This is a genomic window from Streptomyces sp. NPDC126497 (genome assembly GCF_040302425.1).
Taxonomy (GTDB): domain Bacteria; phylum Actinomycetota; class Actinomycetes; order Streptomycetales; family Streptomycetaceae; genus Streptomyces.
Genome location: NZ_JBEORT010000011.1, coordinates 48,937 through 60,858, shown reverse-complemented (window position 1 = coordinate 60,858; position 11,922 = coordinate 48,937). Strand labels below are relative to the sequence as shown.

Below are 11,922 nucleotides of genomic sequence, written 5' to 3'. Positions count from 1 at the left end.
CCCCCCTACGGCCGGCTCCCGATCCTAGGTCCCCGGACCGTTGCCGGCGCAAGGGTCCGGGCTCCGGCGACGCCGGGCGCGCACGCCCCGCGCGTCCGGGCCCGGTGTTCGGCGGGGCCACGCCGCCGAGCCCCCGGTTCGCTCCATCAGGTGGTGTGGGCGGCGACGCCGGGTGATCGGCCCGAACCGGCCGCGACCATGGAAGCACCCCGGCACGTCCGCCGGGGCGCTTCCATGCCTCCGCGACGCCTCACTGGAGAGTGCCGTGAAAACTCGTTCCTGGTCCCTCGCCGCCGTCCTCGCCCTGACCGCGCTCCTGTTGCCCGCCCACACGGCGTCCGCCGCCCCGGCCGCGCCCCCGTCCTGCCCCGACGGGTCCGTGTGCTTCTGGAGCAAGGAGGGCTTCGGCGGCGACTACTGGGAGTGGACCGCGCGCAGCGGCTACCGCGACATGCCGCCCCGCCTCCACGACCACGTCGGCTCGTTCGTCGCGAGCACCCGGGCCTGCTTCGTGAACTGGCAGCCGGTCGAGAAGCGGGACGTCTTCAACGGCGACTGGCGCTCCCGCTACCTCGGCGACTTCGGCGGCCGCATCGACGGTGTGGGCCCGGGCGGCTGCTGACCGGCGGAGTCGGCCCCGGAGCGTGCGGACTCCCAGGCCCCCGAAGACCCGGTGCCGGTGTTCGGCCCTCGGGCCCCGGCCCGGTGCCGGCGGTCCGCGGCCGTGCGCCGGGGTCACCGTGCGCCTCCGCCGGCCGGTCCCGCCGGCGACGGCCGTGGCTCGCCGCCGGTCCGAGGGGTGACGGTGGCGATGAGGGGCCGTGGACACCCGGGCGTCACCGTATGACGCGTCGGTGATGCGCGAACGGCGGGACCCTTAATGATCAGTGGTTCCTGATCCTTCCCCGTGGCGGCGCCGTTGTAATGGCCACCAGAGGGTTTCCCTCGTCATCGGACACGTCGAAGGGGTAGGACCATGAGGAAACTGCGCACCACCAGGGCTGCACTCGTAGGGGCCGTGGCTTCCGCGGCAGTCGTGCTTCCGCTGGCCGGTTCGGCCGCCGCCGAGACGAGGTTGCTCCCGCACTACACCGACTCCTTCCTGGAGTGCCAGACGCTCGGCAACCAGGCTGCGCAGAGGGGGGAGCTGACGGGCTTCACCTGCGTGCAGGAGGGCCACCACGTGGTCATGTACCCCTGGTAGGCGCAGGGGCCCGAGGCACGTCCGCGCCCGGAGCGGATCCCCGCTGATCGCTCCGGGCGGGGATCACTCCCCGTGGGTCGGCGCGAACATCCGCAGCACGGCGGGGAGGACGACCACCGTCGGGCCCGGGGTCGCCAGGGCCTTCGCGAGGTCCCGTTCCAGGGTTTCGGGAGCGGTGCGCAGGGCCGGTACGCCGAAGGACTCCGCCAGGGCCACGTAGTCCGGCCGGGTGAGGTCCGTCGCCATGGGCTCGCCGAAGGCGTCGGTCATGTACTCGCGCAGGATGCCGTAGCCGCCGTCGTCGACGATCAGCCAGGTGACGTCCAGGTCGTGCTGGCGGGCGGTGGCCAGTTCGGCGACGGAGTACAGGGCGCCGCCGTCGCCGGAGACCGCCAGCACCGGGCGGGTGGGGTCGGCGACGGCCGCGCCGAGGGCGGCCGGGAAGCCGTAGCCGAGGCCGCCGGCGCCCTGCGCGGAGTGCAGGTGGTTGGGGCCCATGGCGTCGAAGGCGGACCAGGCCCAGTACGTCAGGATCGTCATGTCCCAGAAGGACGGCGAGCCGGTGGGCAGGGCGCGGCGGACCGCCGTCAGCACCTGCTGCTCCAGGGTGAGTTCCTGGGCGGCGATGCGCTCGCGGACCCGGTCCAGGACTCCCCGCACCCGCTCGGGAGCCGTCGCGTCCTCGCGCGGCTCCACCGTCTCCAGGAGCGCCTGGAGCGCGAGGCGGGCGTCGGCGTGGATGCCGAGGCCCGGGTGGTTGGACTCCAGCTTGCCGAGGTCGGCCTCGATCTGGATCACCCGGCCGCGGGGCCTGAACGTGTGGTAGTTCGAGGAGAGTTCGCCCAGTCCCGAGCCGACGACCAGCAGGACGTCCGCGTCCTGAAGGAAGTCGGTGGTGTGCCGGTCCTCCAGCCAGGACTGCAGCGACAGCGGGTGCGTCCAGGGGAAGGCGCCCTTGCCGCCGGGGGTGGTGACCACCGGCGCCTGGATGCGCTCGGCGAGCTGCCTCAGCTTGCCGGAGGCGTCGGAGCGGACCACTCCCCCGCCCGCGACGACCGCGGGACGGGCGGCGTTCGCCAGCAGGTGGGCGGCGAGCGCGGTGAGCTCGGGGCGCGGGGGCAGCTCGTCGGGGGTGGCGTCCATCGCCGTCACCACCGGCAGGATCGTCCCGGCGAGCAGGACGTCCTGCGGGATCTCCACCCACACGGGGCCGTGCGGCACGGTCAGCGCCGACTTCCAGGCCTCCGCGAGCGCGGACGGGATCTGGGACTGCGTGCGGACCGTGTGGACGGACTTGACCACGCCCCGGAACGAGGCCGCCTGGTCGGGGAGTTCGTGCAGGTAGCCGTGGCGGCCACCGCCCAGGCCCGGTGTCGGGACCTGGCTGCAGACCGCCAGTACGGGGGCGGAGGCCGCCGCCGCCTCCTGGAGCGCGGCCAGCGAGGTGAGGGCCCCCGGGCCGGTCGACAGCAGCAGCGGGGCCGCCTCGCCGGTGATCCGGCCGTACGCGTCCGCCGCGAAGGCGGCGTTGTTCTCCACGCGCAGACCGACGTAGCGCAGGTCGGAGCGGCGCAGGGCGTCGAACACGCCGAGGGCGTGCTGGCCGGGCAGGCCGAAGACGGTGGTCGCGCCGAGCCCGGCCAGGGTCTCCACGACCAGGTCCCCGCCGGTGCGGCCGGGCGGAGGGTTCAGCGCGGCCTCCGTCTGCGCGGCGGTCGGGCGGAGCACCAGGTCGTGGTCGTGGGTCACTTCTCGCGGGCCTCCGCAATCTGACGGGACATGATCGTGGTCAGCTCGTACGCCGTGTGGGACGCGGCGACCGAGGTGATCTCGGCGTGATCGTACGCGGGCGCCACCTCGACGACGTCCGCCGAGACCAGGTTGCAGGAGGCGAGTCCGCGCAGGATCTCCAGGAGCTCGCGGGAGGTCATGCCGCCGGCCTCGGGGGTGCCGGTGCCGGGGGCGTGCGCCGGGTCCAGGCAGTCGATGTCGATGGAGATGTACAGCGGGCGGTCGCCGATGCGCTGGCGGAGCTGGTCGGCGACCTCGTCGGCGCCCCGGCGGTAGACGTCGGCGGAGGTGACGATGCCGAAGCCCATCTTCTCGTCGTCGGTGAGGTCCTGCTTGCCGTAGAGCGGGCCGCGGGTGCCGACGTGGGAGAGGGCGGAGGTGTCGAGGATGCCCTCCTCCACCGCGCGGCGGAACGGGGTGCCGTGGGTGTACTCGGCGCCGAAGTAGGTGTCCCAGGTGTCGAGGTGGGCGTCGAAGTGGAGCAGGGCGACGGGGCCGTGCCTCCTGGCGACGGAGCGGAGCAGCGGCAGGGCGATGGTGTGGTCGCCGCCCAGGGTCATCAGGCGGGCGCCGGTGCCGAGGAGGTCGTCGGCGGCGGCCTCGACCGTCTCCACGGCCTCGTTGATGTTGAAGGGGTTCACGGCGATGTCGCCGCCGTCCGCCACCTGGGCGAGGGCGAAGGGGGAGGCGTCCTGCGCGGGGTTGTAGGGGCGCAGCAACCGGGACGCCTCGCGGATGGCGTTGCCGCCGAAGCGGGCGCCCGGCCGGTAGGAGACGCCCGAGTCGAACGGCACGCCCACCACGGCGACGTCGGCGCGGCCGACCTCGTCGAGCCGGGGCAGCCGGGCGAAGGTCGCGGGCCCGGCGTACCGCGGGACGCGGGAGGAGTCGACGGGGCCGCGGGGCGTCTCGTTGCTGCTCATGGGAGTGCCTTCTTTCCTGCTCTTCGCCTTGGCTCACGCATGCGCCCGTACCCGTGGGCTGCCGCTCTGTCCCGACCATAAGGGGGCGGAAAGCATCTGCGAAGTGTACGTTTCCTCCATTCCCGCCGCACGGAATGGAGGAAGTGTCCAGCATGCCGGACTCCATGGTTCCGCCCACGCCCCCCGTGTCCCTGGAGGCCCTGCTGGCCCGGGCGGACCTCGGCCTGCGCCGGATCGCGGGGCCCGAGGACCCCGGCACCGTCGTGCACGGGGCGCACACCTCGGAGATGGCGGACCCGTACCCGTACCTGCTGGGCGGGGAGCTGCTGCTGTCGGCGGGGGTGCACGTCCCGGAGGGGGCCGGCGCGGGGTACTTCGACGCGTACGTCTCGCGGATCGTGGCGGCGGGCGGGGCGGCGCTCGGCTTCGGTCTGGCACCGGTCCACAAGGCGGTGCCGGGGGCGCTGGTGGAGGCCTGCGAGATGCACGGGCTGCCGTTGCTGGAGGTGCCGCCGCGGACCACGTTCTCGGCGGTGGCGCGGGCGGTCTGGCAGCTGATGGCGCAGGCCCGCACGGCGGAGCTGCGCCGGGTCACGGAGGCCCAGCAGAGCCTCGCCACCGCCGCCGCCCGCCCGGATCCGCTGCGGCCGGTGCTCCACCAGCTGGCTCAGCGGACCGACGGCTGGGCCGTGCTGTTCGCCCCGGACACCACCGAACTCGCCACCGCGGGAACCACCCCGCCCCCCGGGGCACGACAGGCCCTGACCGACCTGGCCGAGGTGGTACGACCCGCCCCGGCCGCGGGCGGTCATGCCTCCCCCGGAGCCCGAAAGGGCCGGGGAGGTGCCCCCGGGGCGACGGGTGTCCCCCCGCTCGAGCAGGGCCGGGAGCGGGGGAGGGCGGGCGCGGCGGCACCCGGCGAACGCCGGCCGGTGACGCCCGCCCCGGCCCCCACCACCGCCAGCGACACCGTCGACGGCACCCACCTCGCCGCTTACTCCCTCAACCCCGGACACGGGTACGTCCTCGGCGTCGCCTCCCCCCACCGCACCCCCGGCGACCACACCATCGCCTCCGTCGCGGCCGCCCTGCTCTCCCTCCTCACCGGCCGGCACCGCAGCGGCACCGCCACGGCCCACTCCTCCGCGCTCGTACGCCTGCTGCTGGGCGCCCCGCCCGAGGACGTCGCCCCCCTGCTCGGCGGGGAGCGGTGGCACGTCGTGCACGCCCGGCCGGACGGCCGCACCGCACCCGACCCGCTGGCCGCCTCCGCGCTCGGCGCCGCGCTCGGATCGGCGCTGGTCGACCCGGCGGGCGAGGCCGTCCGCGTGCTGGTGCCGGCCGACCGGCCCGTGGAGCCGCTGCCGGGCTGGACCCTCGGCGTCGGCACCGCAGCCGCCCCGCCCGACCTGCCGGACGCCGACACCCGGGCCGCCCGCGCCCTGGCCCGGGCCCGCGCCAGCCGTGTCCCGCTGCTCCGGCACGGCGACCGCCCCGCCCTCGCCGACCTCGTCCCGCCGCACGACGCGGAGGCCCACGCCCGGTCGCTGCTCGCGCCGATAGCGGCCGCTCCCGCCCTCACCGACACCCTGCGCACCTGGCTGTCCCTGCACGGCAGCTGGGACCGCACGGCGGTGGCGCTGTCGGTGCACCGCAACACCGTGCGGCAGCGCATCGCGCGGTGCGCGGCGCTGCTGGAGGCGGACCTGGACGACCCGGACGTGCGGATGGAGCTGTGGTTCGCGCTGCGCGGGACGTGAGGACCCGGGCAGCCGTACGGAGTCGCCCGAGTACGTGACGCACGTCCCAGCACGCGATACCCCGGGGACGCCCCCGGGGCGCTGCCTCACAATGAGGGCATGCCGATACCCGGGACGCCCGACCGCGCCGAACTCCTCGCCCACCTCGTCGCCACCCGCATCGCGGGCGACGTCGCCACGCCGCGCGAGAACAACCTCTCGCACTACCGCAAACTGGCGAACGGCGACCGCCACTTCTGGCTCGGCCTGGAGCTCGGCGACCGCTGGACCGACGAGCAGGACGTGCTGGCGGTGATGGCGGAGCGGGTCGGCGTCAACGACGACCCGGAGTACCGGTACGGGCAGGACACCATCGACCCGGAGCTGACCGTGGCCGGGCTCGAGCGCATGGCCGGACGGCTGCGCAAGGCGGCGGACGGGCGGCAGCGGGTGCTGTTCGCGACCGGTCACCCGGGCGGGCTGCTGGACGTGCACCGGGCGACGGCCGCCGCGCTGCGGGCCGCCGGCTGCGAGATCGTGGTCATCCCGGACGGCCTGATCACGGACGAGGGGTACGTGATGCAGTTCGCGGACGTGGCGGTGCTGGAGCACGGCGCCACGCTGTGGCACACCCACTCCGGTGAGCCGATGAGGGCCGTCCTGACCGCCCTGGAGCGCGCGGGCCGCCCGCTGCCCGACCTGGTCGTCGCCGACCACGGCTGGGCGGGCGCCGCGGGGCAGTACGGCGTGGACAGCGTCGGCTACGCCGACTGCAACGACCCGGCCCTCTTCGTCGCCGAGTCCGAGGGCACCGTCCAGGTCACGGTCCCCCTCGACGACCACGTCACCAGCCCCCGCCACTACGACCCGATGACGGCGTACCTGCTGGCGGAGGCCGGTCTGGCGCGGTGAGACGGCCCGCCGGCCGGGCGCGGGGAACGCGCCCGGCCGACGGGGCGGCCTGGTGGCCGCGGGGCTCAGTTGACGAACGGGACGGCGTCGGCGCGGTCGGCGTGCCAGTTGGTGGCGATCGGCCGGTCGACCGTGGCGGTGTCGGGGAGACGGAGGGTGACGGAGTTCTCCTCGTCGCCGGCGACCGAGAGGTGGAGCCGGTCGAACTCCACGCCGTCGTTGTCGTTGGTGGACTTGGGGCTGATGCCGGCGTAGGCGACGGCGGAGCCGCCGAGGACGACGTCGTCGCTGACACCGTGCTCGGCGGGCGAGACCGCGGTGTCGGGGTGGGAGCCGAAGGAGGCGGAGGGGAAGACGCCCTCCAGGTGGCAGGCGATGCCGGGCTTGGCCTTGGCGGTGATCAGGTAGTAGCCGCCCGCCTGCGTCTCGGACGTGACCTTGAACTTCAGGTCGCCGGTCGCGCAGGGCCGGGTGGTGGAGCGGCCGCTGTCGGCGGTGGCCGTGGCGGTGGCGGCGCCGCCGAGGGCGAGCGCGGCGACGGCGGCCAGGGCGAGGCGGGCGGAGCGGGTGGCGAGGCGTGAACGCATGGCGGTCTCCAGGGTGTGACGTGGTGGATCGGCCGGCGGGCTGCCGGGATGACCGCAGCTTGTGCCGTGATCCGTCCCACCCGCCACACCGGACGCCCATCACGGGACGCCGGAACGCTGGAACGGCCTCTGACCAGCAAGGATGCCGACCGCCTGGAACGGTCCACTGGGACGCGGACAGCCGTGCGGCCCCCGCGCGGGACACGTGCGGGGGCCGCTTCCGCACGTCACGGGGAAGGGGGCGCGGGGGGAAGGGGTGTCGAGGGCCGGCTCAGGAGCGCGGGACCCGGACCACGCCCTCCTGGATGACCGAGACCGCGAGCCGGCCGTCCCGGGTGTAGATGCGGCCCTGGCCCAGGCCCCGGCCGCCGTGGGCCGACGGGGACTGCTGGTCGTACAGCAGCCACTCGTCGGCGCGGAACGGGCGGTGGAACCACATGGCGTGGTCCAGGGAGGCGCCGACGACGTCGCCGACGGCCCAGCCGCCGCGCCCGTGGGCGAGGAGGACGGAGTCCAGGAGCGTCATGTCGGAGACGTACGTGGCGAGGACGACGTGCAGCAGGGGGTCGTCCGCCAGCTTGCCGTTGGTGCGGAACCACACCTGGGAGTGGGGTTCGCGGGGTTCGCCGAAGCGGCCGTAGGGCGGCTCGTCGACGTAGCGCAGGTCGACGGCGGCGCGGGCCTCCAGGAAGCGCTCCACGACCTCGGGCGCGAGGTGGGCGTACCCGCGCAGGCGTTCCTCCGAGGCGGGCAGCGTGGCCGGGTCGGGGGAGGACGGCATCGGGTCCTGGTGGTCCAGGCCCTCCTCGTACGCCTGGAAGGACGCCGAGAGGTGGAAGATCGGCTTTCCGTGCTGGACCGCGACCACCCGCCGGGTGGTGAAGGAGCGGCCGTCGCGGATCCGGTCGACGGTGTAGACGATCGGGGCGCCGGGGTCGCCGGGGCGCAGGAAGTACGCGTGCAGCGAGTGGGCGGGCCGCTCCTCGGGGACGGTCCGCCCGGCGGCGACCAGCGCCTGCGCCGCGACCTGTCCGCCGAAGACGCGGGGGACGACGGCGCTGCGGGAGTGGCCGCGGAAGATGTTCTCCTCGATCTGCTCGAGGTCGAGCAGATCGAGGAGGTCCTGTAGTGCCTGACTCATGAGGTCAGTTGTATACGGCAGGGATTTCCGGGACCTTACAGGCCCATGTCCTTGGCGATGATCGACTTCATGATCTCGCTGGTGCCGCCGTAGATGCGGTTGACGCGGTTGTCCGCGTACAGGCGGGCGATCGGGTACTCGTTCATGTAGCCGTAGCCGCCGTGCAGCTGGAGGCAGCGGTCGATGACGCGGTGGGCGACCTCGGTGCAGAACAGCTTGGCGCTGGCGGCCTCGGCGGGGGTGAGCTCGCCGGCGTCCAGGGCCTCGGTGGCGCGGTCGGCCACGGCCTCGGCGGCGTCCACCTCGGCCTGGCAGGCGGCCAGCTCGAACTTGGTGTTCTGGAAGTGGGCGACCGGCTTGCCGAAGACGGTGCGCTCCTGCACGTACTGCTTGGCGAACCGGACGGCGGCCTTGGCCTGCGCGTAGGCGCCGAAGGCGATGCCCCAGCGCTCGGAGGCGAGGTTGTGGCCGAGGTAGTAGAAGCCCTTGTTCTCCTCGCCGAGCAGGTCCTCGACGGGCACCTTGACGTCGACGAACGCCAGCTCGGCGGTGTCGGAGGTCTTCAGGCCGAGCTTGTCGAGCTTGCGGCCGACGGAGTAGCCCTCGGACTTGGTGTCGACGGCGAACAGGGAGATGCCGTGGCGGCGGTCCTCGGCCGTCGGGGCGGCGGTGCGGGCGCAGACGATCACCTTGTCGGCGTGGACGCCGCCGGTGATGAAGGTCTTGGCGCCGTTGAGGACGTAGTGCGTGCCGTCCTCGCTGAGCCTGGCGGTGGTCTTCATGCCCGCGAGGTCGGAGCCGGTGCCCGGCTCGGTCATCGCGATGGCCCACATCTCCTCGCCGGTGACGAACTTCGGCAGGAAGCGCTTCTTCTGCTCGTCGGTGGCCAGCATCTTGATGTAGGGCAGGGCGAGCAGCACGTGCACGCCGGAGCCGCCGAACTGGACGCCGGCGCGGGCGGTCTCCTCGTAGAGGACGGCCTCGAACTTGTGGGTGTCCATGCCCGCGCCGCCGAACTCCTCGGGCACGCTGATGCCGAAGATGCCCAGCTCACCGAGCTTGTAGTAGAAGTCGCGGGGCGCCTGGCCCGCCGCGAACCACTCGTCGTAGACCGGGACGACCTCGGCCTCGATGAAGGCGCGGATGGTCTCCCGGAACGCCTCGTGATCCTCGTTGAAAACCGTACGGCGCACTGTCCGCCACCTCCAGTACCTGGGCATGTCTAAGCGCTTGCTCAGAGCAAAGGTACCGGCGAGTATCCACAGCCGTCCAGACGGGACGTCCCGTAACGCTCGTCACTCCCCCGGGGTCATCGCGAGCCCGCCGCCGCGAACGCGCCCCGGGCCATCCGGTGCAGCAGCTCGGCGGTGCCCGCGCGGCCGGGGAGGGAGCCGGGGCGGGTGAGGTGGGGGGTGGAGTTGAGCAGTCCGAACACCGAGTGGACCGCCGAACGGGCGGCGGGCTCGGCCAGGTCCGGGTACAGCCGCCGCACCACTCCCACCCACAGCTCGACGTACTGCCGCTGCAGCTGGCGGACCAGCTTGCGGTCGGTGTCCCGGAGGCGGTCCAGCTCACGGTCGTGCAGGGTGATGAGGGGGCGGTCGTCGAGCGCGAAGTCGATGTGCCCCTCGATCAGCGAGTCGAGGACCGCCTCGGGGACCGACTCCTCCCCGGCCTCCGCCAGGCGCCGCTTCGCGCCGGTCAGCAGCTGGCCGCTGATCCCCACCAGCAGCTCCGCGAGCATCGCGTCCTTGCCCGCGAAGTGCCGGTAGAGGCCGGGGCCGCTGATGCCGACCGCGGCGCCTATCTCGTCGACCCCGACGCCGTGGAAGCCGCGCTCGGCGAAGAGCCGCGCGGCCTCCTTGAGGATCTGCTCGCGGCGGGTGGGGGCGTCGGTTCTGGTGGCCATGGGAACGATTCTAGACAGGGAGGTTAGCGGTCGTTAACCTGGAGGAAATGCGTTAACGCTCATTAACAAGGTGAGGGGACCCGCAGGATGCATGAGGCACCGGAGCTTCACAGCGCGGTCGATCCCGCGTCGGAGGCCTTTCGGGCCAACGAGGAGGCGCACCGCGCCCTCGTCGGGGAGCTGCGCGGCAAGCTGGCCGCGGCGGCGCTCGGCGGCGGCGAGCGGGCGCGGGCACGGCACACCGCGCGCGGGAAGCTGCTCCCGCGCGACCGCGTGGACACGCTCCTCGACCCCGGCTCGCCCTTCCTGGAGCTGGCCCCGCTGGCGGCCGACGGGATGTACGAGGGGCAGGCCCCGGCGGCCGGGGTGATCGCCGGGATCGGGCGGATCAGCGGGCGCGAGTGCGTGGTCGTGGCCAACGACGCCACCGTCAAGGGCGGCACCTACTACCCGATGACGGTGAAGAAGCACCTGCGCGCGCAGGAGGTGGCCCTCGACAACCGGCTGCCCTGCGTCTACCTGGTGGACTCCGGCGGCGCCTTCCTGCCGATGCAGGACGAGGTGTTCCCGGACCGGGACCACTTCGGGCGGATCTTCTACAACCAGGCCCGGATGTCCGGCGCCGGCATCCCGCAGATCGCGGCGGTGCTCGGCTCCTGCACGGCGGGCGGGGCGTACGTCCCGGCGATGAGCGACGAGGCGGTGATCGTCCGGAACCAGGGCACGATCTTCCTGGGCGGTCCGCCGCTGGTGAAGGCGGCCACCGGTGAGGTGGTCACGGCGGAGGAGCTGGGCGGCGGCGAGGTCCACTCGAGGGTCTCGGGCGTCACCGACCACCTCGCGGAGGACGACGCGCACGCGCTGCGGATCGTGCGCACCATCGTCTCCACGCTGCCCGCCCGGGGGTCCCTGCCCTGGCGGGTGGAGCCGGCGGTCGAGCCCAAGGTGGACCCCGCGGGGCTGTACGGGGCGGTGCCGGTCGACTCCCGCACGCCGTACGACGTGCGCGAGATCATCGCGCGCGTCACCGACGGCTCCCGTTTCGCGGAGTTCAAGTCGGAGTTCGGGCAGACCCTGGTCACCGGCTTCGCCCGGATCCACGGCCACCCGGTGGGCATCGTCGCCAACAACGGCATCCTGTTCTCCGAGTCCGCCCAGAAGGGCGCCCACTTCATCGAGCTGTGCGACCAGCGCGGCATCCCGCTGCTGTTCCTGCAGAACATCTCGGGCTTCATGGTGGGCCGGGACTACGAGGCGGGCGGCATCGCCAAGCACGGCGCCAAGATGGTCACCGCGGTCGCCTGCACGCGCGTGCCGAAGCTGACGGTGGTGGTCGGCGGGTCGTACGGGGCGGGCAACTACTCGATGTGCGGGCGGGCGTACTCCCCCCGTTTCCTGTGGATGTGGCCGAACGCCAAGATCTCGGTGATGGGCGGCGAGCAGGCCGCCTCCGTCCTCGCGACCGTCAAGCGGGACCAGCTGGAGGGCCGCGGCGAGGAGTGGCCGGCCGAGGACGAGGAGGCCTTCAAGGCCCCGGTCCGTGCCCAGTACGAGCGGCAGGGGAACGCCTACTACGCGACGGCCCGACTCTGGGACGACGGCGTGATCGACCCGATGGAGACCCGGCAGGTCCTGGGCCTGGCCCTGACCGCGTGCGCCAACGCGCCACTGAGCGACCCTCAGTTCGGCGTCTTCCGGATGTGAGGGGACCCCTGA

11 protein-coding genes are annotated in these 11,922 nt (G+C 73.6%); 5 read left to right on the top strand and 6 right to left on the bottom strand.

Annotation, left to right across the window (positions count from 1 at the left end):
- Positions 1–265: 265 nt before the first annotated feature.
- Positions 266–622: a peptidase inhibitor family I36 protein gene (locus ABTY20_RS08655; protein ID WP_351996234.1), complete on the top strand. Its 357-nt coding sequence runs from the start codon at positions 266–268 to the stop codon at positions 620–622.
- Between the two features lie 396 nt (positions 623–1,018).
- Positions 1,019–1,204, top strand: coding sequence for a hypothetical protein (locus tag ABTY20_RS08650; protein ID WP_351996233.1), 186 nt, complete (start codon positions 1,019–1,021; stop codon positions 1,202–1,204).
- A 63-nt stretch (positions 1,205–1,267) separates the two neighbouring features.
- Here the strand turns inward: ABTY20_RS08650 and ABTY20_RS08645 are convergent, their stop codons facing one another.
- Positions 1,268–2,953 (bottom strand): thiamine pyrophosphate-binding protein, encoded by a 1,686-nt coding sequence (locus ABTY20_RS08645; protein WP_351996232.1) that lies wholly within the window; start codon positions 2,951–2,953, stop codon positions 1,268–1,270.
- Complete coding sequence (gene speB, locus ABTY20_RS08640; protein WP_351996231.1) at positions 2,950–3,918, bottom strand: agmatinase; 969 nt, start codon at positions 3,916–3,918, stop codon at positions 2,950–2,952. Before speB ends, ABTY20_RS08645 begins: the two co-directional genes overlap by 4 nt.
- A gap of 152 nt (positions 3,919–4,070) precedes the next feature.
- On the opposite strand from speB, the gene ABTY20_RS08635 reads away from it, so the two are divergent.
- Both ABTY20_RS08635 and ABTY20_RS08630 read left to right on the top strand, forming a co-directional pair.
- Complete coding sequence (locus tag ABTY20_RS08635) at positions 4,071–5,678, top strand: PucR family transcriptional regulator (RefSeq protein WP_351996230.1); 1,608 nt, start codon at positions 4,071–4,073, stop codon at positions 5,676–5,678.
- Positions 5,679–5,777: 99 nt separating this feature from the next.
- Positions 5,778–6,569, top strand: a complete 792-nt coding sequence (locus ABTY20_RS08630; protein ID WP_351996229.1) for a phosphatase — start codon at positions 5,778–5,780, stop codon at positions 6,567–6,569.
- Positions 6,570–6,634: 65 nt separating this feature from the next.
- Here ABTY20_RS08630 and ABTY20_RS08625 read toward each other — a convergent pair whose 3' ends face one another.
- The 4 genes from ABTY20_RS08625 to ABTY20_RS08610 all read right to left on the bottom strand — a co-directional run bounded on the left by ABTY20_RS08625 (position 6,635) and on the right by ABTY20_RS08610 (position 10,206).
- On the bottom strand, positions 6,635–7,156 hold the full coding sequence (locus tag ABTY20_RS08625; protein WP_351996228.1) for a DUF4232 domain-containing protein: 522 nt from the start codon (positions 7,154–7,156) through the stop codon (positions 6,635–6,637).
- A gap of 271 nt (positions 7,157–7,427) precedes the next feature.
- Entirely contained in the window at positions 7,428–8,297 is an 870-nt protein-coding gene (tesB, locus tag ABTY20_RS08620) for an acyl-CoA thioesterase II (protein WP_351996227.1), read from the bottom strand.
- 35 nt (positions 8,298–8,332) lie between these two features.
- Positions 8,333–9,490, bottom strand: coding sequence for an acyl-CoA dehydrogenase family protein (locus ABTY20_RS08615; protein ID WP_351996226.1), 1,158 nt, complete (start codon positions 9,488–9,490; stop codon positions 8,333–8,335).
- Positions 9,491–9,606: 116 nt separating this feature from the next.
- Positions 9,607–10,206, bottom strand: a complete 600-nt coding sequence (locus ABTY20_RS08610) for an SACE_7040 family transcriptional regulator (RefSeq protein ID WP_351996225.1) — start codon at positions 10,204–10,206, stop codon at positions 9,607–9,609.
- An 87-nt stretch (positions 10,207–10,293) separates the two neighbouring features.
- Here ABTY20_RS08610 and ABTY20_RS08605 point away from each other — a divergent pair, with 87 nt between their 5' ends.
- On the top strand, positions 10,294–11,910 hold the full coding sequence (locus tag ABTY20_RS08605; RefSeq protein WP_351996224.1) for a carboxyl transferase domain-containing protein: 1,617 nt from the start codon (positions 10,294–10,296) through the stop codon (positions 11,908–11,910).
- Positions 11,911–11,922 lie beyond the last annotated feature (12 nt).